This is a genomic window from Tsuneonella troitsensis, assembly GCF_001441535.1.
Lineage (GTDB): Bacteria > Pseudomonadota > Alphaproteobacteria > Sphingomonadales > Sphingomonadaceae > Tsuneonella > Tsuneonella troitsensis.
Genome location: NZ_LMAU01000001.1, coordinates 477,350 through 498,887 on the forward strand (window position 1 = coordinate 477,350; position 21,538 = coordinate 498,887).

Annotated in this window: 18 protein-coding genes and 1 tRNA gene; 6 read left to right on the forward strand and 13 right to left on the reverse strand. The window is 67.0% G+C overall.

Annotation, left to right across the window (positions count from 1 at the left end; all coding sequences use genetic code 11):
* Positions 1 to 60: 60 nt before the first annotated feature.
* From AR323_RS02420 to AR323_RS02460, 9 genes are all read right to left on the reverse strand, one after another.
* Positions 61 to 3,516, reverse strand: a complete 3,456-nt coding sequence (locus tag AR323_RS02420) for an efflux RND transporter permease subunit (protein WP_057882333.1) — start codon at positions 3,514 to 3,516, stop codon at positions 61 to 63.
* 13 nt (positions 3,517 to 3,529) lie between these two features.
* Positions 3,530 to 4,717: an efflux RND transporter periplasmic adaptor subunit gene (locus AR323_RS02425; RefSeq protein ID WP_057882334.1), complete on the reverse strand. Its 1,188-nt coding sequence runs from the start codon at positions 4,715 to 4,717 to the stop codon at positions 3,530 to 3,532.
* A 154-nt stretch (positions 4,718 to 4,871) separates the two neighbouring features.
* Positions 4,872 to 6,650: a hypothetical protein gene (locus tag AR323_RS02430; protein WP_057882335.1), complete on the reverse strand. Its 1,779-nt coding sequence runs from the start codon at positions 6,648 to 6,650 to the stop codon at positions 4,872 to 4,874.
* Positions 6,647 to 7,066 carry a GtrA family protein gene (locus AR323_RS02435; RefSeq protein ID WP_321164523.1) on the reverse strand — a complete coding sequence of 140 codons (420 nt, stop codon included), beginning with the start codon at positions 7,064 to 7,066 and terminating at the stop codon, positions 6,647 to 6,649. The genes AR323_RS02430 and AR323_RS02435 overlap by 4 nt, the downstream gene beginning before the upstream one ends.
* Before the next feature lie 122 nt (positions 7,067 to 7,188).
* A complete protein-coding gene (locus tag AR323_RS02440) occupies positions 7,189 to 8,769 on the reverse strand; it encodes an NAD(P)/FAD-dependent oxidoreductase (protein ID WP_057882336.1) in 1,581 nt (526 codons plus the stop codon).
* A 93-nt stretch (positions 8,770 to 8,862) separates the two neighbouring features.
* On the reverse strand, positions 8,863 to 9,513 hold the full coding sequence (locus tag AR323_RS02445; protein WP_057882337.1) for a PilZ domain-containing protein: 651 nt from the start codon (positions 9,511 to 9,513) through the stop codon (positions 8,863 to 8,865).
* Between the two features lie 157 nt (positions 9,514 to 9,670).
* Positions 9,671 to 9,755: transfer RNA gene (locus AR323_RS02450), tRNA-Leu, on the reverse strand.
* Positions 9,756 to 9,826: 71 nt separating this feature from the next.
* On the reverse strand, positions 9,827 to 10,321 hold the full coding sequence (locus AR323_RS15240; protein ID WP_268810491.1) for an integration host factor subunit beta: 495 nt from the start codon (positions 10,319 to 10,321) through the stop codon (positions 9,827 to 9,829).
* Complete coding sequence (locus AR323_RS02460) at positions 10,252 to 10,593, reverse strand: GntR family transcriptional regulator (RefSeq protein ID WP_057882339.1); 342 nt, start codon at positions 10,591 to 10,593, stop codon at positions 10,252 to 10,254. The genes AR323_RS15240 and AR323_RS02460 overlap by 70 nt, the downstream gene beginning before the upstream one ends.
* Positions 10,594 to 10,808: 215 nt before the next feature.
* On the opposite strand from AR323_RS02460, the gene AR323_RS02465 reads away from it, so the two are divergent.
* From AR323_RS02465 to AR323_RS02485, 5 genes are all read left to right on the forward strand, one after another.
* Positions 10,809 to 12,389 carry a peptide MFS transporter gene (locus AR323_RS02465; RefSeq protein ID WP_083495193.1) on the forward strand — a complete coding sequence of 527 codons (1,581 nt, stop codon included), beginning with the start codon at positions 10,809 to 10,811 and terminating at the stop codon, positions 12,387 to 12,389.
* Between the two features lie 63 nt (positions 12,390 to 12,452).
* The gene (locus AR323_RS02470; RefSeq protein ID WP_057882341.1) at positions 12,453 to 13,823 is read left to right on the forward strand and encodes an amidohydrolase; all 1,371 of its coding nucleotides are present in this window, start codon (positions 12,453 to 12,455) and stop codon (positions 13,821 to 13,823) included.
* Positions 13,820 to 15,193, forward strand: a complete 1,374-nt coding sequence (locus AR323_RS02475) for an amidohydrolase family protein (RefSeq protein WP_057882342.1) — start codon at positions 13,820 to 13,822, stop codon at positions 15,191 to 15,193. The genes AR323_RS02470 and AR323_RS02475 overlap by 4 nt, the downstream gene beginning before the upstream one ends.
* Before the next feature lie 13 nt (positions 15,194 to 15,206).
* On the forward strand, positions 15,207 to 15,725 hold the full coding sequence (locus AR323_RS02480; protein ID WP_057882343.1) for an FKBP-type peptidyl-prolyl cis-trans isomerase: 519 nt from the start codon (positions 15,207 to 15,209) through the stop codon (positions 15,723 to 15,725).
* Positions 15,726 to 15,790: 65 nt separating this feature from the next.
* Entirely contained in the window at positions 15,791 to 16,465 is a 675-nt protein-coding gene (locus tag AR323_RS02485) for an NnrU family protein (RefSeq protein ID WP_057882344.1), read from the forward strand.
* A gap of 1 nt (position 16,466) precedes the next feature.
* On the opposite strand, the gene dxs is transcribed toward AR323_RS02485, so the two are convergent.
* The 4 genes from dxs to AR323_RS14900 all read right to left on the reverse strand — a co-directional run bounded on the left by dxs (position 16,467) and on the right by AR323_RS14900 (position 19,869).
* The gene (dxs, locus tag AR323_RS02490) at positions 16,467 to 18,401 is read right to left on the reverse strand and encodes a 1-deoxy-D-xylulose-5-phosphate synthase (protein ID WP_057882345.1); all 1,935 of its coding nucleotides are present in this window, start codon (positions 18,399 to 18,401) and stop codon (positions 16,467 to 16,469) included.
* Positions 18,402 to 18,482: 81 nt separating this feature from the next.
* The gene (locus AR323_RS02495) at positions 18,483 to 18,944 is read right to left on the reverse strand and encodes a Fur family transcriptional regulator (RefSeq protein ID WP_057882346.1); all 462 of its coding nucleotides are present in this window, start codon (positions 18,942 to 18,944) and stop codon (positions 18,483 to 18,485) included.
* A gap of 56 nt (positions 18,945 to 19,000) precedes the next feature.
* The gene (gene msrA / locus AR323_RS02500) at positions 19,001 to 19,678 is read right to left on the reverse strand and encodes a peptide-methionine (S)-S-oxide reductase MsrA (protein WP_057882347.1); all 678 of its coding nucleotides are present in this window, start codon (positions 19,676 to 19,678) and stop codon (positions 19,001 to 19,003) included.
* On the reverse strand, positions 19,675 to 19,869 hold the full coding sequence (locus AR323_RS14900) for a hypothetical protein (RefSeq protein WP_057882348.1): 195 nt from the start codon (positions 19,867 to 19,869) through the stop codon (positions 19,675 to 19,677). The genes msrA and AR323_RS14900 overlap by 4 nt, the downstream gene beginning before the upstream one ends.
* Before the next feature lie 66 nt (positions 19,870 to 19,935).
* Between AR323_RS14900 and AR323_RS02510 the strand changes: the two genes are divergently transcribed.
* Positions 19,936 to 21,522 (forward strand): phytoene desaturase family protein, encoded by a 1,587-nt coding sequence (locus tag AR323_RS02510; RefSeq protein WP_057882349.1) that lies wholly within the window; start codon positions 19,936 to 19,938, stop codon positions 21,520 to 21,522.
* The last annotated feature ends 16 nt before the right edge of the window (positions 21,523 to 21,538 follow it).

The following is a 21,538-nucleotide window of genomic DNA, read 5'->3' on the forward strand; positions in this document are numbered from 1 at the left end:
CGCGGGTTTCGCCGGCTAGCGGACTAGCGGGCGCCGGATCGGCTGACACTCGGCCTTTTGTCACTCGGCCGGCAGTGGTGCCGCGGGCCGATCCTCTTCACCCGGCTCCCATGTCAGGAACTTGCGGCGCAGCCACGGACCGGCACGCTTCTCGAGGCTGTCGGCCAGGCTGAAGCCCGCCGGCACGATCAGCAGAGTCAGGACGGTGGACAGGATCAGGCCGCCGATCACGACGGTGCCCATCGGGGCGCGCCATGCCCCGTCGCCCGAAAGCGACAGCGCGGTGGGGATCATGCCCGCGGTCATCGCCACGGTGGTCATCACGATCGGCTGGGCGCGCTTGTGCCCGGCGTCCATGATCGCCTCGAACTTGCGCTGGCCGTCCTCCATCGCCTCGATCGCGAAGTCGATCAGCAGGATCGAGTTCTTCGACACGATGCCCAGCAGCAGCAGGATGCCGATGAGGACCGGGAACGAGAGCGGCTGGCCGAAGATGTAGACCAGGAACGCCCCGCCCAATGGTGCCAGCAGCAGCGAGCCCATGTTGACCAGCGGGCTCATCAACCGCTTGTAGAGGAGCACCAGCGTCGCGAAGACGAGCAGGATGCCCGAGACTAGCGCGATCTGGAAGTTGGTCAGCAGTTCGGCCTGCAATTCGTCCTGGCCCACCACGTCGCGGATCACGCCCTGCGGCAGGTCGCGTAGCGTCGGCAGCGCATTGACTTGTTCCATCGCGTTGCCACGCAGCACGCCTTCGGCAAGATCGGCGCCAACGAACACGCGCCGGTTCTGGTTGTAGCGCTGGATGCTGGTGGGGCCCGACCCGAACGAAATGTCCGCGATCCGGCCGAGCGGCACCGAGGCGCCGCTGGCCGTCTGCACCGGCAGGTTGGCGATCGTGTCGATATCCTGGCGCGAGGACTTGGGCAGCTTGACCCGGATCGGAACCTGGCGATCGGACAGCGAGAACTTCGCTGCGTTCTGCTCGATCTCGCCCATCGTCGCGACACGGATGGCCTGGCTGAGGGCCACGGTCGTCACGCCGAGGTCGGCGGCCAGGTTCGCGCGCGGACGGATGATGATTTCCGGACGCGGGATGTCGGCGGTGATGCGCGGCGCGACGATCGACGGAACGCGCTTCATTTCCTCGACCAGCTTGCCCGCAGTCTCGGTCAGCAGTTCGGGGTTGGAGCCGGCGAGCATGATCGTCAGGTCGCGTCCGCTGTCGGGTCCGCCGGGGCCGCCCTGCGACTGGAAGCGGACGCGGGCGTCGGCGATTTGCGACAGTTCGGGCGCGAGCTCACGCTCCAGCTCGAACGATTTGCGCTCGCGGTCGGGCTTCAGGTTCACGTAGAGCGTGGCGGCGCCTTCGCGCACGCGTTGCAGCGCGCGGTCCACCTCGGGCTGGCGCTCCATCAGCGCGGCCACTTCGTTGGAAACGCGCTCGGTGGTCTCGAGCGTGGTTCCCGGCACCATCTCGATCTCGACCCGCGTGTTGTCCTGATCGGTCTCGGGCTCGAACTGGAAAGGCGTGTTCGTAAGCAGGAGCACGGTCAGCAGGAACGAGAAATAGCCCAGCACGATCATCCACACGCGGTGATCGAGGAAGCGCGCGGCAAGGTAGCGCCAGTTGTCGCGCATCCGCGCGCCGAAGCGCCGGATTACGAAGCCGATAAGCTGGAACAGAAGATAGGCCGCGATGAAGCCGGCCGCACATGCAAGCATGAGCTGGAGGAATGCGATCGGGCGGTCGACCGCGGTGAACAGGGCCGAGTTCCGGTCCGACGTGACGAGGTTCGCGACGGTCTCCGGAAGCTGGAGCGCCGAGATCAGGCCATAGCTTTGCATGACGCCGAACGCCGATACGCCCAGCAGCATGATCATGAGGATCAGCAGGCCGGGGATGTAGAGGAAGCGGCGGCGTGGACCGGCCAGCCCGGCGCGGGCGGCGAGCATCTTGCTGCGGTCGAGCGACCATTCCAGGACCCGCATATAGCGGTCCATCCACGGGCCCTCGCCGTGTTCGGCATGGCCCTTGGCTTCGAGGAAATAGGCCGCGAGCATAGGCGTGATCATGCGGGCGACGGCAAGGCTCATGAGCACCGCCGCGACGACCGTCAGGCCGAAGTTCTGGAAGAACTGCCCGGTCACGCCCGGCATCAGGCCGACCGGCAGGAAGACCGCGACGATGCAGAAGCTGGTCGCGACGACCGCAAGGCCGATCTCGTCCGCCGCGTCGATCGATGCCTGATAGGCCGACTTGCCCATCCGCATGTGTCTGACGATATTCTCGATCTCGACGATCGCGTCGTCGACGAGGACGCCCGCGACGAGGCCGAGCGCGAGCAGCGACATCTGGTTCAGGTTGAAGCCCAGAAGGTCCATGAACCAGAAGGTCGGGATGGCGGACAGCGGAATTGCGATCGCGCTGATCACCGTGGCGCGCCAGTCGCGCAGGAAGAAGAACACCACGACCACGGCGAGGATCGCGCCCTCGATCATCGCGGCCATCGAGCTTTCGTACTGATCCTCGGTGTACTTCACCGTGTTGAACAGCTGGATGAAGCGGATGCCGGGGTTCTCCGCCTCGATCTTGGCGATGACTTCCTTGGCGTCGTTGAACACGGTCACGTCGGACGCGCCGCGTGCGCGCGACATGCCGAAATTGACGACTTCCTTGCCGCCGACCTTGCTGATCGAGGTGCGTTCCGAATACCCGTCCCGCACGGTCGCGACGTCGGCCAGCTTGACGGTGCCGCCGGTGGTCGCGCGGATCTGGCGCTGCGACAGCTCGTAGGCGGTGTCGCTGCTGCCCAGCACGCGGACCGATTGCCGGGTGCCGCCGACCTCGGCCATGCCGCCTGCCGCATCGAGGTTGGACTGGCGGAGCAGCCCGTTGATCTGGCCTGCGGTGACGCCGAGCGACTGCATCCGGGCCGGATCGAGGATGACCTCGATCTCGCGGTTGACGCCGGCGAAGCGGTTCACTTCGGCCATGCCTTCGATCGAGAGCAGTTGCTTGGCGACGGTATCGTCGATGAACCAGCTGAGCTGTTCGATCGTCATGTCGTCGGCTTCGACCGCGAAGATGCCCAGGAAGCCGCCGGCGATCTGCGCCTTGTTGATGCGCGGCTCGAGGATTCCGTCGGGCAGGCTGCCGCGGGTCGCGTCGATCGCGTTCTTGACCTCGGACACCGCCGCGTTGACGTCGGTCCCGACCTCGAACTCGACGAACGTGCTCGAATTGCCCTCGCTCGCGGTCGAGGAGATGTTCCGCACGCCCTGGATCGAACGAATCGACGATTCGACCCGCTGGGTGATCTGGTTCTCGATCTCGGTCGGGGCGGCACCGGGCTGCGAGATGTTGACCTGTACGCCCGGGAATTCGATGTCCGGGTTATTGACCACGTCCATCCGCGCGAAGCTGAGCAGCCCCGCGAACAGCAGCGCGGTGAACAGGACCAGCGGAATCACCGGGTTCCGGATCGACCACGCCGAGATGTTGCGGAAGTTCATGGTGCGAAGCCCGTCAATTCTTCTGCAGGCGCGGTGAAACCGTCTCGCCCTCGGTGAGGAAGCCGCCGGCGCGCAGCACGATCTTTTCGTTGCCGGTCAGCCCGCCGGTGATGGCGATCCCCTGGTCGGTAACCGTCCCGGTCTGGACCGAGCGGCGGACCGCCTTGTTGTCCGCGCCGACGACGTAGACATACGAACCGTTGGCGTCGGACAGCACGGCGCTTTCCGGCAGGAGCGGCGCGACGATCGTGCCGCTGTTGATGGTGGCGCTGGCAAAGCCGCCGGGGCGCAATTCGGGCGCGTAGCTCAGCGCCACGCGCGCCGTGCCCTGCCGGGTCTGCGGATCGATCGTCGGCGACACCTGCCAGATCTGGCCGGTGAACTTGCGATCGCTGCCCACCGGCGTCACTTCGGCGGCATTGCCGGCGGAAAGACGCGACAGCTGCGCTTCGTCGACCAGTGCGAGCAACTCCATCTCACCGCCCTGCGCGATTTCGAACAGGGGGGTCGCGCCGCCGCCGACCGTCTGGCCAGGCTCTACGTTGCGCGTCAGCACGAGGCCGGAGGCGGGCGCGTAGATATTGAGCCGTGCCGTGCGCGCCTGAAGCTCGCCCAGCGTCGCGCGCGCCACGTTGACTCGTGCCCGCGCGGCATCGCGGGTCGCGGTCAGCCGATCGACGTCTGCCTTGGAGATGAACCCGCGATCGACGAGCTTGAGCGCGCGGTCGAGGTTGGCCTGCGCCAGGTTGAGATCCGCCTGGGCGACCCCGATCTGGGCGCGGGAGCCTTCGATCTGCTGATTCTGGACCGACCGGTCGATCGTCACGAGCACCTGGCCCTGGCGAACCCAGTCGCCCTGGTCGACCGATACCGACACCACGCGGCCGCCTTCGCCGACCGAGCCCACCGGCAACGTGCGCCGCGCGGCGAGCGAGCCGCTGGCAGTGATCGTGCCGGGAATGGTGGCGCGGCCCGGAGTGATCACCGTGACCACGGGAACCTGGCTTTCATCCTCGCCCGTCGGCGCGTCTGCCCCGCTCTTGGCATAGATGTACAGCGCGACGACAAGGCCGACCATGGCGACGATGGCCAAGATAGCCCACTTCTTCTTGCGGCTCGGCTGCACGCCCACGATCCCATCCGTGCCTTCAAGCGATTGCGCGGCGTCTTCGTGGCCCATGACGGTCGTTTCGTAATTCATAAATCCTGCCCTGCAGACCCCGGAAGTGTGTTACACACATAGGGCACCCCGCGCAAGCGCGCGTTCCGGTTCGGCCATAGACCCGGCGCCGGGCGAGGGCAATCGCGGGGTCGACGGGCGACGCCCCTTGACCGACGAGCGCAGACGCCAATGTTCAGTCGCGGATTCGCCAGATGTTGAGCTGCCCGTCTCCGGGGACCGACACCGGTTCGAGCCACGCAGGGGCGCGACCGTCGAGCAGATGCGCCATGAAGCCGGTGGGCGCTGCGGCGCGATATCGCGTCGGCTCGTTGAGGCTGGGGCACACCGCCACATACCGCGTGCCGCGCGCCTTCAGCGCCTCGTGTGCGGCATCGGGGGTGCCGAGGAATGCGGCGATCGTCATCCGCATGGCATCCGCCCCCCGGTGATGGCTCGTAGCCACGACGGTGTGGTCCGTTTCGAGGAGCAATTCGGGTCCGATATCGAACGGTGCGAAAATCTCGCCGCGCGGAAGTTCGTTCAGCAAATCCGCCGAAGTCCCGATCCGGCAGGATGATGCCAGGATCGGCGATTCGCCACTGGAGGCCTGGGCCGGGCGAGCCATCGACAACAGCGTCAACGGCATCGCGGGCAGGAGGGCAAGGGCGATGCCGGCCATGACGAGCACGCGCCGGCCGGGTCGGCGCAAGTTGCGCGCGGAGCGCAGCCACTCGCGAATCCGCCAGCCGAGCGGGACGGCTGCCAGCGCGCCGGCAACGGCGCCTGCGCGCGCAACGAACAGAGAGACGACGAACGCGGCGAACAGGATGATCGCGTAATCCAGCCACCATCGGCGCAGCCACGCGCCGTTCCGGGCGGCAAGCTGCAGGCACGCCACCAGGGCGACGAGCGGCGGGATAGCGATCTGCAGCGCCACGCCGGGAGACTGGTGCCAGATCGGCAGCCCCTCGCTCACGCCGTTGTACCAGAAGGTCCTGACGAGGGGATCGAGGCTGGCGAAGGCATCGCCGGCGCATCCCGGTGCAATGCCCTGCAGGGTCGCGAAGGTAACCCCCGCGACGATCGCAAACCCCGAAATCTGCGCGAAGCGGGGCAGGGGCTCGACCCGTGCCATGATCGTGGCGCCGCACGCGCCGACCGCAAAGGCGGCGATGTGGGCAGGGCTGATAGCGTCGCAGTACTGGGAAAGGTTAGCCATGCCGCGAGTCAGTGCGAACAGCACCGCCGAACCGGCTGCAAGCCCCTGAAGGGTGCCGACGAACCAGGCGCTGTCATGCCGGTCGCGCAGCCAGCGCAGCGCCGTTACGCCGCAGACGGCTGCGGCCAGCGGCAATCCCTCGATCGAGATCGACAGCCAGACCGCCATCACGACGCCCGCGACCCACCCGCCGACGATCGGCCGCCGCGCCATGAGCGCATTCATCACCGCGAGGGCGCAGACGATCTGCCATCCGTGGTGGTCGATCCGCATGGGGCGAAGCTGCTCGATGACCGGGACCGACAGCGCCATTGCAAGGCAGGCGAAGCCGGTGGCCTCGTCGCCGACGAGCCGCCAGGCGATGCGGCCGGCGAGGAGCAGCGCGATGCCGAATGTCAGGATCGGTATCCCGATCAGTGCGACCATCTCCGCCGGACCCTGTCCAATGAGCCAGCCAAGCGACAGGATCACGATGGCGACCGGAAGGTCGACCAGGCGGGACCAGTGCATCGGGACTCCGCCGCCAGGCGCATCGACCCGGTGCTGTGCGAGGTCGAACCAAGCCTGGCCGCCCAGCAAGTCGCGCACCTGCACCAGGCGGAGGGCGTCGTCCGGATCCGGAAAACGGTATGCGATGATGGAGGCGAGGTTCGTGACGATCAGCAAGGCCGCGATCATGACCCAGGCAAGCAGGACCCGAAGCAGGAAATCGGGCGAAAGCGCCGGGCGCCGCCTTTCGACGAAAAGGCTCATGTCGGCCGATCCGTCCGGCGGAAAACCACCTTGTTGCGCAGCATCCACGTGACCGTGAAGCTGACGGCGATCGCGACCATCTTTGCGATCAGGGGGTCGACGCCGGAATAGTCGCCGACGCCGACGATCGCTGTCGTGATGCCGAGGCCGGCTGCTGCCGAGGCGACGAACAAGGCCTTCTGCCTGTTGCGTCCGTGGCCGCGCTCCGCAACCGAATCGGTAAACACGGCTCGGCTCGACAGGAGCCAGTGCGCGGCGATGCCAAGCGCGTAGCCGACGGCAGAGGCAATCGCCGCCGGGATCGTCAGTGCGAGCAGGGCAAGAAAGCTGCCCAGGTCCACCGCCAGCGCGCCGACGCTCGCCAGGCCATAGCGGACCAGGCGCATATCGACGATCTTGATAAACCTGGAAGTCACCGGGCTCGGGCCTCAAGCGCGCACGGCAGGTGCGATCCGCCGCGGAAGTTATCCGCGATTTCGGTTAAGGATTGCCCAAGGTCGCTCATCGCGGGTCCGACCGTTCCTTGTCCGGCCTGCCTTCAGGCGGCCTTGGTTCCGGGTGCGATGCGCCGAGGGACGTCGCGGACCGATGCCAGCGCGGCGGCCTGATCGGGCGAGAGCGTCTCGGTTTCCCTCAGCGGCAGTGCCTTCTCGGCCCCCTCGTTGCCCGCCTCGTGGTATTCGGCATCCTCGTTGACGCACCAGGTGTCGAACACGCGGCGGCCGGCGATGATGTTCTCGACCGTCAGCATGGCGGTCATCATCGCGTGGTCCTGGTTGTTATAGCGATGCATGCCGTTGCGCCCGACGAGGTGAAGCGAGGGGTGCTTGTCCTCCAGCTCGAAACGCATTGCCGCGACGTTGGCGGCATAAGTCTCGTCGTAGACCGGATAGGCCTTTTCCTGGCGCACCACCGCGCCGCACTTGACCTTGGCGGGGTCCAGCAGGCCGAGAATCTGCATTTCGCGCGTCGAAAGCGCGACAAGGTCTTCGTCGGCCATCGACCACAGTCCGTCGCCTTCGAAGCAGAAGTATTCGAGGCCGACGCAGGCCATGCTTTTGTCGGGCACCATTTCGGGCGACCACGAGCGGAAGTTCTGGACCCGGCCGACTTTCACCTTGCTGTCGTGAATGTAGATCCAGTTGTCGGGGAACAGGTCTTCGCCCTCGACCATCAGCGCGACCGTAAGGAAGTCGCGGTACCTGAGGTTCGCGGCGTTCAGCGTCGTGTCGGGCAGCGGATGGAGCCGCGCGGCAAGTTCGCGCATCGGCGCGCTGCTGATCGCATGGGCGGCCTTCACCACGACCTTGTCGCCGTTGGCGGCGCTGGCGGTCATGCGCCAGCCACCCTGCCCGTCGGCGGCGAGTTGTTCGAGTCCGTGACCCATGATCACGGTGCCGTTCCCGCTCGCGACGATCCTGTCGCGCGCCGCGTCCCACATCATGCCGGGGCCCTGGCGGGGATAGCGGAAGGTTTCGAGCAGGGTCTTGACCGCCTGCCCGTCGTTCGGCCGCCTGTTTAGGCCGAGGCTGCGCTTCAGCCCGTCGGTAACCGCGCCCCAGAGCGACAATCCCTTGATGCGCTGGGCCGCCCAATCGGCGCTCATTTCGTTGCACGGCATCCCCCACACCTTCTCGGTGTAGGTCTTGAAGAAGATCGAATAGAGCCGCTTGCCGAACTGGTTGCTGGTCCAGTCCTCGAAGCTCCTGACTTCGCGCACCGGAAAAACCTTCGACCAGGCATAGCTGGCCATGCAGGCGACCGAACGCCAGATGCCGAGGTTCCGCAGCGCCTCGAACGCGCGCAGGGGATAGCTGTAGAATTTGCCCTCGTAATAGATGCGGCTCATCCGCGGGCGCTGGATGAAATCGTCCGGAAGGATCTCGTTCCATAGATCGACCACGGCTTGCGACTTGGAAAAGAAGCGGTGCCCGCCGATGTCGAACCGGTAGCCTTCGTGCTGGACGGTGCGGCTGATGCCGCCGACGTAGGTTTCGTCCTTCTCGATGATCGCGACCGTCTTGCCCGCCTTGGTCAGCAGGTATCCGGCAGTAAGGCCGGCGGGACCCGCGCCGATGATGGCGACGTCCACGCTCAGCTCGCTTGAATTGTCGATCATCCTGCCCCCCGGTTCAGTCGATCCGGGAATGAACGAAAGTGGTTACCGAGTAGTAAACGTGCCGTGTGCCTGCTGGATGGCGAGCCGAGCCTCTCAGCGCCTGCCAAACTCAGAGCGACCCGGCACGGCAAGCAGCGCGGGATCCTGCGCTCCGGCGGCAAATGCGGCGAGCTGGCCGAGGCCGAAGGTGTCGTCGAACGCCAGGCCGTAGGCGTCGTCCTTGCGCCAACGCACTTTCGCGCGGATTTCCGGAAGGAGGCCGGACACGATCCGCAAGGGCTGCTGGATGGCCAGCCGCTCGGCGCAGGTTATTCCGGCCCCTTGCTGGGAGATGTTCCGCACTTCGGCGGCCGTTTTCCGGCCCAGGAAGGCAAGCTCGACGCCGAACGTTAGGTTCAACCGTAGCTGGCGCTTCGGAAAGCGACCGGCTTCCGCGACGAGGCGGACGATATCGACGGTCTCGGCAAATCGATAGCCGGCCTCGTGGCCACGGCTCCACACGGGCTCGACCCGGTGCTGCTCGCCGGTCCGCAATTCGAGCGTCAGCGGCTGGCCCACCGGCAGCGTGTGAAAGCCGCGCAGGCTAATGCCGCTTTCCGAGACGTCGCGGATGACCGCGATGAACTCTCCGGTTGGCGCGATCAGCTTGGCTGCACGAATCAGCAGGGTGAAGCGCGGCGCGCTTCGATCCTCGGTAAGGCCGGTTGCCGCTTCGTGCGGCATTTCGATACGCCCGTGCTCCATCTGCGAACCCCAATGGCCGCGGCTCTTTCTGCCGCGCAGCTGGTACTGCCCAAAAACGGTCTCGACCTTGCTGCTACCCGGGTAGGTGTGATTGCGGGGTTAGGGGCGAAGGTTAATTTAACGGGGGCAGCGCGCGCCAGGAGGAGCGCCGAAGCGATGGTGCGGGTGGTGGGAATCGAACCCACACGTCCAAGGGACAGGGGATTTTAAGTCCCCGGCGTCTACCGTTCCGCCACACCCGCACGCACCGCGGCCCTAGCGCCGCGCGGCAGTGCGGGCAAATCCGCTGCGATAATCGGATCGGTCGGTCGGCTCACACGTCGTTGAGCGTGCGGCGCATTTCCTTGCCGGGCTTGAAATAGGGCACCTTCTTCGCCGGCACGTCGACCGCCTCGCCCGTGCGCGGATTGCGACCCTTGCGCGCTTCGCGCTCACGGGTCGAAAAAGCCCCGAAGCCCCGCAATTCCACGCGTCCACCTTCGGCCAGTCGCTTCCCGATTTCATCGAAGAAGATGTCGACCACCTGTTCGACTTCTTCCGCGCGCAGTTCGGGGTTTTCCTTGGCGATGGCTTGCAGGAGTTCCGATCTTATCACTGTGGTGCCCTCCGACGATCGCGCCCTGTTCCCGGCGCGACCAGCCGGGTGTTCCCAGATAGATTGCCAGAGCACGGTCGCGAGCGCAATCTCCGTTATGGAGCAATGCTTTCGTGCCGCGGCCCGATCCGGGACGTTGCCCCTCAGGCCCGTTCGAGCAGGTGAGCCGGATCGATCCCCAGCCGGTTCATCCGCGCGGCGATCTCGGGCCATTCCTCTTCGATGAAGCGGGTGCGCTCGCTGCTGCGAAGCCGCTCCGCCGCGCCGGAGACGACGTACATCCCGACACCGCGCTGCACCTCGACCAGGCCCTCGCTCTGGAACAACTGATAGGCCTTGGCGACCGTGAGCGGATTGGCGCCCTGTTCGGCGGCGAACGCGCGGACAGATGGCAGCATGTCGCCTTCTCCATACCGCCCCTCGATGATCGCCGCGGCGATCATGTCGCGCAGGCGCAGGTACACGGGTTGGCTGGGCTGGCTCATCGGACTCCTCGCGGGCGCGTGCATCCGCGCCGAGGTGCGTCAGTGCCATAATACAGCGCGGCGCGTCAAGTTCACGGCAACACAGCCGCGAGGCGGTTTCGGCTGAAACAATAGCTTCACATGCGCGCATCTGGCGCTAGGGTGCGCGCCGTCTAGCAGCGCATCCCGGCGTAAGACCGGCTGCGCCAGGGTTGTTCAGAGGGCGTTCCATACACATGGCGACACAGCAGTTACCGCACGGCGATTCCGCCGGCACTTTCCTGGGGCACCCGAAAGGGTTGTTCATGCTCTTCTTCGCCGAGATGTGGGAGCGGTTCTCCTACTACGGCATGCGGGCGCTGCTGATATTCTACCTGACCAAGCACTGGCTGTACTCGGACAGCGAGGCAGGCCTCATCTACGGTGCATACACCGCGCTGGTCTACATCACCCCCGTCGTGGGCGGCTACCTGGCCGATCGGTACCTGGGGCAGCGCAAGGCGGTCCTCTTTGGCGCCGTCCTGCTGACGCTGGGCCACTTCTTCATGGCGTTCGAGGGAGAGCCGGCCGCCGGCAGCACCGACAACCCGGTGATCTACGTGTTCTGGCTGGCGCTGGCGCTGATCATCGTGGGTTCGGGCTTCCTGAAGGCGAACATCTCGGTGATCGTCGGTCAGCTCTATCCGCGCACCGACGTGCGCCGCGACGGCGCCTACACCATCTTCTACATGGGGATTAACCTCGGCGCGGCGATCGGCTCGCTGCTGTGCGGCTATATCGGCGAAACCTATGGCTGGTCCTACGGCTTCGGCCTTGCCGGCATCGGCATGCTGATGGGCCTGGTGGTGTTCGTCTGGGGCAAGCCGCTGCTGCTTGGCCGGGGCGAGCCGCCCAAGCCTCTCGCCAAGGGGACCGAATGGTCGATGTACGGCGCCGGCCTCGTGTTGGTCGGCCTGTGCTGGCTGGCGATCCAGTACCAGAGCATGGTCGGCTGGTTGCTGCTCGTTTTCGGCGGCGCGCTGGTGGCCTACGTGCTGTTTACCGCGGTCTTCAAGTTGGCGGCGGAAGAGCGTGACCGTATCCTTGCGGCGCTGTTCCTGATCATCACCTCGATCGTGTTTTGGGCACTGTTCGAACAGGCCGGGTCGAGCCTCAACCTGTTCACCGACCGGCACGTCGATCGCGGGGGAGTTCCCGCATCGGTATTCCAGTCGATCAACGCGATCTACATCATCCTGCTCGCGCCGATCTTCGCCACGATGTGGACGGTGATGGGGCGCAAGGGCATCGAGCCGTCGACGCCGTTTAAGTTCGGCCTGGCGGTGGTCCAGGTGGGCCTCGGCTTCCTCGTGCTGGTGTGGGGCGCAAGCTCCGTCGGCATCGACGTGCCGACCCCGGTGATCTTCATCTTCCTGATCTATCTGCTGCACACGACTGGCGAGCTCTGCCTCAGCCCGGTGGGCCTGTCGGCGATGGCGCGTCTGGCGCCGGCGCACATGGCGTCGCTGATCATGGGCGTGTGGTTCTTCGCGTCGGCCACCGGCAACTTCGCCGCCGGCCTGATCGCGGCGGCGACCGGGGCGGAAGGCGTGGGCGAGGAAGCCGGCAAGCAGGTCGTGCTCGACGTCTATTCGACCGTCGGCTGGTTCGCGATCGGCGTGGGTGTCGTGGTCCTGGTGATCAGCCCGCTGATCAAGAAGCTGATGCACATCGACACGCTGCAGGACGACACTGTCGGCGACGACCTTGCCGGCCAGGCCGAAGGGCCGGGCGAGCCGCAGGGCGCCGGAATCCATCCGGCCCCGCGGCCGAACTGACAACGCAATGGTGAAATCGGGGCGCGGGCAGAACCTGCGCCCCGCAATGTCTTCGGGGGCGCAATGAATACGTTTCGACTGATGCTGACCGCGAGCTGCGCACTGGCACTCGCGGCCTGTTCCACCACCGAGGGGACCAACGATACCGCCAGCACGCGCGCGGCGACGGCGATCAACAAGGATCCTTATCCTTCCACCTACCGTCCGTACCCCGGCGCGCCGACCGCGCTCGTCGGCGCGACCGTGTTCGACGGCGCCGGCGGGCGGATCGAGGGCGGAACGGTGCTGTTCGACGGCGGCAAGGTGGTCGCAATCGGCGGCGCCGACCTCGCCATCCCGACGGGCTACACGCGGGTCGACGGCAGCGGCAAGTTCGTGACGCCGGGGATCATCGACATCCACTCGCACCTCGGCGACTATCCCTCGCCCGGCGTGTCCGCGCATTCGGACGGCAACGAGGCGACCGACCCGACCACACCCGAAGTCTGGGCCGAACATTCGGTCTGGCCGCAGGACCCGGGCTTCAGCCGCGCGCTGGCGAACGGGGGCATCACCTCGCTGCAGATCCTGCCCGGCTCGGCCAACCTCATGGGCGGGCGTTCGGTCACGCTCAAGAACGTCGCCTCGCGCACGATCCAGGGGATGAAGTTCCCTGGCGCGCCCTATGGCATGAAGATGGCCTGCGGCGAGAATCCCAAGCGCGTCTATGGCGGCAAGGGGCGGATGCCTTCGACCCGGATGGGCAACTTGGCGGTCAATCGCCAGACCTGGCTCGATGCGAAGGCCGACGACGGCAAGAAGCGCAACCTCGCCACCGAAACGCTCAAAGGCGTGCTCGCGGGCGAGATCCTGATCCAGAACCATTGCTACCGCGCCGACGAGATGGCGCTCGTCCTCGATATGGCGAAGGAGATGGGCTACAAGGTTGCCGCCTTCCACCACGCGGTCGAAAGCTACAAGATCGCGGATCTGCTCAAGGCGAACGACGTGTGCAGCGCCATCTGGGCCGACTGGTACGGCTTCAAGATGGAAAGCTACGACGGCATTCCCGAAAACGCGGCCTACCTGCAGAACGCGGGCGCCTGCGTCGTTATCCACTCGGACGACGCGAACGGCATCCAGCGGCTGAACCAGGAAGCGGCCAAGGCGCAGGCCGCCGGGCGCCGCGTCGGGATCGAGATTCCCGACGAGACGGTGATCCGCTGGCTCACGCTCAACGCCGCCAAGGCGATGGGTATCGCCGATCTGACCGGCAGCCTGGAACCGGGCAAGATGGCCGACGTGGTGCTGTGGAACGGCGATCCGCTGTCGGTCTATTCCCGCCCCGAGAAAGTCTGGATAGACGGCGCGCTGATGTACGATGCGAACGATCCCAAACGCAGGCCGGTGAGCGACTTCGAGCTTGGCCAGCCCGGCGAAGGAGACGTGAAATGAGCGCCCGCCTGCTGATCGGGACGGCGCTGCTCGCGCTGTCGACGCCGCTCGCGGCTCAGGATTTCGCCATCACCAACGCCACCGTCGCCACCGGTGACGGCAGCGATCCGGTGGTCGGCGGGACCGTCGTCGTGCGCGGCGGCAAGGTCGTCGCCGCAGGATCCGGCGTCGCCGTGCCCGCCGGGGTGCAGGCGATCGACGGGACGGGCAAATGGGTCACCCCCGGCGTGTTCGCCGCGGTGAGCGACCTCGGCCTCGCCGATTCCGAAGGCGTGTCCGAATCGAACGATACTTCGGCGCGCGGATCGCCGTTCGGGGCCGCGCTCGACGTGTCGCCCGCGCTCAACCCGGCTTCGCAGCACGTGGCGGTGGCACGCGAGGCGGGGATTACCCGGGCCAGCGTCTATTCGTCGCCCACCGGCTCGATCTTCGGCGGCCAGGGGGCGATCGTCGATCTCGGCGCGGACGGCAACATGGTGGTGCGTCCGCGCGCGTTCCAGATCGTGACGCTGGGTGAGGCCGGCGCGCGGATCGCGGGCGGCAGCCGGGTCAGCGCCCATGCCCTGCTGCGCAACGCGCTGCGCGAATCGCGCCAGTACGGCAGCGATTCGCGGATCGTCGGCGGCGGGCGCAACGCGCCGCTCGAGACCGGGGACGACATTCCGGTCGATCCGCGGCTGGTCGACAATAGTGCCGAGCGCGACGACGTGCTGCTCACGCGGTTCGACGCGGCGGCGCTGGTGCCCGTAGTGAACGGCAGCCAGCCGCTCTACGTCGTGGTCGAACGCGCGTCCGACATTCGTTCGGTGCTGGCGCTGCGCGGCGAGTTTCCGCGCCTGAAGCTGGTGCTGCTCGGCGCGAGCGAGGGCTGGATGGTGGCGAGCGACATCGCCGCCGCCGACGTGCCGGTGATCGCCGACCCGGTCGACGATCTCCCGTCGAGCTTCGAACAGCTGGCCGCGACCCAGAGCAACGTGGGCCGGATGGTCCGCGCCGGGGTCAAGGTCGCGCTCGGGCGCCTGATCGGCACTACCGGTGAGCAGCCCAAGAACCTGATGCAGTTCGCCGGCAACCTCGTCTCGCTCACCAGGGTGCCGGGCGCGACCGGGCTGTCGTGGGGTGAGGCGTTCGCCGCGATCTCGTCGATCCCGGCCGAGATCGCCGGGTTCGGTGATCGCTTCGGCGTGCTGAAGGCCGGTGCCGCGGGCGATCTCGTCGTCTGGGACGGCGATCCGCTCGAGGTATCGAGCGCGGCCGAGCGCGTGTTTATCGACGGGGTCGAACAGCCGCGCGGAAGTCACCAGAAGCGCCTGGGCGACCGCTACCGCGATCTCGACGAAAGCGACCTTCCCAAGGCCTACGACTGGTGATCGGAGCGAACCGATGAAACTGCGCCTTGCGGGAGAGAGCGGTGCCACGCTGGCGCTGGGGCTGGCGTTGATCGCCGGAGCGGCGGCGGTCGCGCAAGGGCCGGCCGACAGCCCGCCCGATCGCAGCCAGGACATGGCGTGGGTCAGCGCGCAACAGGCCGCGCTCGCCGAGCGGGCTGCGCAGCCCGGCTGGCAGATGCTGGAAGACGGCGTCCTGTTCCGCCGCGTGGCGGGGGACGGAAGCGGGCCGCGTCCGCTGGTCGATGACGTGGTGACGGTCCACTACACCGGGACTTTCGTCGACGGCACTGCGTTCGACAGTTCGGAAGGGGGAGAACCGGCTACTTTCCCGCTAGGCCGCCTGATCCCGGCATGGAAGATCGCCATTCCGCAGATGGGTGTGGGCGACACGATCGAGATCGCCGCGCCCGCGCCGGCGGCGTACGGAATGAAGGGCAAGGGGCCCATTCCCGGCGGCGCGACCTTGCTGTTCACCGTGCGCCTGCTCGACATCGGGGAAACCCCGAACTAGCGCGCGCTTGCAATCGGGTTGCGATCTGATACCTATGTTGACGCTGTTCACATAGGAGGCCTGCCGTGGACCCGATCGCCGAACTCGCCGCCGCTTCGCTCGCCTTCGTCGGCACGCACTTCGCCCTGTCGCACCCGCTGCGTGCGCCGCTGGTGGCGCGTTTGGGCGAGAAGGGCTTCCTGCCGGTCTATTCGCTGGTCGCCTTCGCCACACTGGGGTGGATGATCCTGGCTTTCCGAGGCGCCCCGACGGCGGACCTGCCGGGTTCGGGCGAGATCGGCTGGATAGCCTCGACCCTGCTTACGGTCCCCGCGCTGCTGCTGTTCCTCGGCTCCCTGCGGAACAACCCGGCGCTTCCCGCCCCCGGCGCGATGGCCGCCGCCGCCCGAGAGCCGACGGGCGTCTTCGCGGTCACCCGCCACCCGATGATGTGGGGCTTCGCGCTGTGGGCGCTGTCGCACATCGTGCTGTGGTGGAGCGTGCGGACGCTGATCGTGGCCGGCACGGTGCTGTTCCTCGCCCTCGTCGGCGCCCACATGCAGGATCGCAAGAAGGAAGCGCTGCTGGGTGCCGGCTGGACGGCATGGGAAGCCAGGACGAGCTACTGGCCGCGCTGGGGCAAGCTCCCCGGCGCGGGACTCGTCCTTTGGGCGATCACGCTCGCGCTATGGTTCGTCGTCACCTGGTCCCACATCCACGCCGCCGGAGTTCCGGCGGGCGTGTGGCGCTGGGTAGGCTAGGTCAGGCCCGCGCCTCTTCCACCCGCTGGTCGGTACCCGCGCTGTTGTGGCGCAGCGCCTTCAGCACGCAATCGACGATCTGCGGGGCGTTAAGGCCGGCCTCGTCGTATTGTTTCGCCGGATCGTCGTGGTCCTGGAACAGGTCGGGCAGGCGCATGGTGCGGATCTTGAGGCCTGCATCAAGCAGGCCCGCATCGCTGGCATGGGTCAGCACGTGCGCGCCGAGGCCGCCAATCGCGGCTTCCTCCACCGTCACGACCACTTCGTGGGTGCGCATCAGCCGGTCGATGAGGTCGGTATCGAGCGGCTTGGCAAAGCGCAGGTCGGCCACCGTCGTCGAAAGCCCCTTGGCCTCGAGCGCGTCGGCCGCCTTCATCGCTTCGGCGAGGCGGGTGCCGAGCGACAGGATCGCCACCTTGCTGCCTTCACGCACCACGCGGCCCTTGCCGATTTCAAGCAGCTGCGGCGTTTCGGGCAGGTCGACCCCGGTGCCGTTGCCGCGCGGATAGCGGAACGCGATCGGACCCGCGTCGTACTGCGCGGCGGTGTAGGTCATGTGGACGAGTTCGGCCTCGTCTGCGGCGGCCATCACCACCATGTTCGGCAGCGTGGCAAGATAGGTGACGTCGAACGACCCTGCGTGCGTGCAGCCGTCCGCGCCGACGAGCCCGGCACGGTCGATCGCGAAGCGCACCGGCAGGTTCTGGATCGCGACGTCGTGCACGACTTGGTCGAACGCGCGCTGCAGGAACGTGGAATAGATCGCGCAGAACGGGCGCATACCCTCGGCGGCGAGACCGGCGGCAAAGGTCACCGCGTGCTGTTCCGCGATGCCCACGTCGAAGGCTTTTGCGGGGTGCGCCTTGGCGAAGCGGTCGACCCCTGTGCCGCTGGGCATCGCGGCGGTTATCGCGCAGATCCGCGGGTCGGTGTCGGCCAGCTTGGTGAGCGTGTCGCCGAATACGTTCTGATAGGCGGGCGGGCCCCCGGCGCTCTTCTTCTGTTCGCCGGTGATGACGTCGAACTTCTGTACGCCGTGGTATTTGTCGGCGGAGTTTTCGGCGGGCGCGTATCCTTTGCCCTTCTTGGTAACGACATGGACCAGGATCGGGCCCTGTTCGCTGTCGCGCACGTTCTCCAGCACGGGGACCAGGTGGTCCAGGTTGTGCCCGTCGATCGGGCCGACGTAGTAGAAGCCCAGCTCCTCGAACAGCGTGCCGCCGGTCACCATGCCGCGGGTGTATTCCTCGGCCTTTTCGAGGCCGTGGTGGACCCGGCGGCTGAGTTTCTTGGCAAGCTTGGAGGCCAGGCTGCGCAGACCGAGGTACTCGCTCGAGGAGACCATCCGCGCGAGGTAGGCGCTGAGGCCGCCGACCGGCGGCGCGATCGACATGTCGTTGTCGTTGAGGATCACGACCAGGCGGTTGCCGGCCTGTTCGGCGTTGTTCATCGCCTCGTAGGCCATGCCGGCGCTCATCGCGCCGTCGCCGATCACCGCGATGCCCCGGGCGGGACGGTCCTGCAGCTTGTTGGCCATCGCAAAGCCGAGCGCGGCGGAGATCGAAGTGCTGGAGTGCGCCGCACCGAACGGGTCGTATTCGCTTTCCGAACGCTTGGTGAAGCCGGACAGGCCGCCGCCCTGGCGCAGGGTGCGGATGCGGTCGCGGCGACCGGTGATGATCTTGTGCGGATAGGCCTGGTGGCCCACGTCCCACACCAGCTTGTCGGTCGGCGTGTCGAACACATAGTGGATCGCGACGGTCAGTTCGACCACGCCCAACCCCGATCCGAGGTGACCGCCGGTGGTGCCCACGGCACTGATCATTTCGGTCCGCAGCTCGTCGGCCAGCTGGCGGAGCTGGCCCGGTTCGAGCTTGCGGAGGTCTGCGGGTATGTCGACGGTGTCGAGCAGCGGCGTCTCGGGATGCGAATTCATGACGTTCGCTCTACACACGCCCGACGGGGCTGTCGATGAATGGTCACCATTGAAACCATGAGCAATCGATGAAATCGCGACCTAGCGGCACTCGGCGCAGAGGCCGCGGATCTCGATCACCGGGCGCTCGGTCTTGAAATCGGCCGCCTCGGCAAGCGCGCGCACGGTCTTCGATACGGCGTCGTTGTCGATATGCGTCGCCTCGCCGCATTCGTCGCAGACCAGGAAGATGCAGTCGTGAAGGCAACCCGGGTGGCTGTTCGCGAGGTAGGCGTTGGACGATTCGACCCGCATGGCGAGGTTGTTGGTCACGAACAGGTCGAGGATGCGGTAGATCGAGTTGGGCGCGATGCGCTTGCCGCGCTTGGCCGACACCTCGTCCGCGATGTCGTAAGCGCTGGCGGGCGTGGCATGGGTCGACAGGGCGTCGAAAACGTCGGCGCGCAAGTCGGTCCACTGCTCGCCGGCCTCGATCAACGCGGTTTCCGCGGCGCGGGCAAGGTCGTGCCCCGAATGTTCGTGATGATGATGCTGGGTGGCCATGGCAGGTATGTAATGCCTGCCGCGCGCCAGCGCCAGACGCCGGGGGACTTCGCCCCTCAGTTCGGCGTGAAGCTGGCCTTGTATAGCGACGGGTACATGGACTTGAGCGCGCGGACCTTGGGCGCGTCCCAACGCACGATGTACGAATGGCGGGGATTCTTCTGCGCGAAATCCTGATGGTACGTCTCGGCGGGGTAGAACGCCTGTGCACGTTCGATCCCGGTCACGATGGGTCGCTTCCATTTGCCCGACGCGGCCATTTGCTTGAGGTACGCACTGGCAACGGTGCGCTGTTCATCGTTCAGCGGGACCAGCGCGGCGCGGTAATGCGCGCCCACGTCGGGCCCCTGCCGGTTCTTGAGCGTGGGATCGGCGACGACCGAAAAGAACACCTGCAACAACTGGTCGTAGCGGACGACGCGGGGATCGTAGGTAACCCGAACCGCCTCCGCATGGTCCGTGACGCCGGACGAAACGAGATCGTAGGTCGCCGAACGGGCCGTGCCGCCGTGGTAGCCGCTGACGGCGCTCGTGACGCCCTTCATGTGACTGAACACCGCTTCCACGCCCCAGAAGCATCCGCCCGCGAATACAGCGGTCCGGAGTCCGGGCTTCTCGGCGGCGATGCGCTTCGGCGCGGGGGCGGCGACGACCGCCTCTCCGGCCACGGCGGGCTGCTGGCAAGCGGTAAGCGCGAACCCTGCTACGGCGAGGATCAGCGCAGCGCGGTTCACTTTGCCCGCGCGTCTGCGGGTGCCGAAACCGGTGCGGCCTGCGCCTGGGGGATGAGTTCCGCATTCATGCTCGGGGCAATCTGCCACACGACGAGGCCCGCGCCCAGCGCGAAACCGATGGCGAAATTGCGATAGAGATCGGGTTTGAACAGGCCCATGGCGTGGTCTTCTTTCGTCTGATTGCCGGACATGGTTAGACGGGCCGCTATTGCAACCGCCTTAATGCGCGGGTTGCGCACTGTTCAGGAAGGGGCGGGATGCTCGACGCGGTGGTTATCGGTGCGGGTCACAACGGGCTCGTGTGTGCGTACTACCTCGCCCGCGCCGGGCTGAAGGTCCGGTTGTACGAGGCACGCGACGTGGTCGGCGGGGCGGCGGTGACCGAGGAATTCGCGCCGGGCTTTCGCAATTCGACCGCCAGCTACACCGTCAGCCTGCTCCAGCCCAAGGTCATCGCCGACATGGAGTTGGAGCGGCGCGGCTACCGCGTGATCGAGCGCCCGGTGTCGAACTTCCTGCCGCTGGATGACGGCCACCTCGTGCTGGGCGGCGGCCTCGAAGCGACGCAGGCCGAGTTCGCCCGCTTCTCGCGCAAGGACGCCGACGCGCTGCCCGGTTACTACGCCATGCTGGAAGGGGTGGCCGAGGTCCTGCGCGATCTCGCCTTGCGGATACCGCCCGATGCCGCCGGCGGCCCGCGGGCCCTGCTCGATGCGGTCATGCAGTCGCGCAAGGTCGCGCGACTGCCTCTGGCGGCCAAGGGCGACGTGCTCGCCCTGTTCACGCGGTCCGCGCGCGAGGTCCTCGATACGTGGTTCGAGAGCGAACCGGTCAAGGCCGCGTTCGGCTTCGACGCGTGCGTCGGCAACTATGCCTCGCCGGACGCCGCGGGTAGCGCATACGTGCTGCTGCACCACGTGTTCGGCGAGGTGAACGGCAAGAAAGGGGGGTGGGGACACGTGCCCGGCGGGATGGGGACGATCACCCGCCTGATGGCCGAGGCCGTGCGCGAGGCGGGCGGCGAGATCGTGACGGGCGCGCCGGTCGACCGGGTCCTGATCGATGGCGGGAAAGCGGTCGGTCTGCGGCTGGCGAGCGGCGAGGAGGTGCGGGCCAGGCGGGTGATCGCCAACCTCGGGCCCAAGCCGCTGTTCGATCGGCTCGTGCCGCGCGCCGCGCTGCCGGACGATTTCGCGCGGGCGATGCAGATGTATGCCGGCGGATCGGGGTCGCTGCGGATGAACCTTGCGCTGTCGGGATTGCCGCGGTTCCGTCATGCTCCGGCGGGCGACGATTACCTCAAGGCCGGAATCGTGATCGCGCCCAGCCTCGATTACATGGACCGCGCCTGGCACGACGCGCGCGAGCAGGGCTTCAGCAAGGCGCCGATCGTCGAGATGCTGATCCCCAGCCTCGTCGATGACAGCCTGGTCGATCGGAACCTCGCCCCTCCGGGCAGCCATGTGGCCAGCCTGTTCTGCCAGCACGTCGATCCCGACCTGCCCGAAGGGCGCGAAGACGCGGCGGTCGACGCGGTGCTCGACACGGTCGAACGCCACGCGCCGGGCTTCCGCGACCTGATCCTGCACCGGCAGGTCCACACGCCCCGCGCGCTGGAGGCGAAGTTCGGCCTGTGGCGCGGCGACATCTTCCATGGCCGGATGAGCCTCGACCAGCTCTGGGCCGCACGCCCGGCGCTGGGCGCGGGCAGCTACCGGATGCCGGTGCCGGGACTGTGGCTGTGCGGATCGGGCGCACACCCCGGCGGCGGGGTCACCGGCGCACCCGGCCACAATTGCGCCCACGCCATTCTGCGAGAAGGGAAATGGCTGCGTCGGGGCTGAGCCGACACGCCTGCAC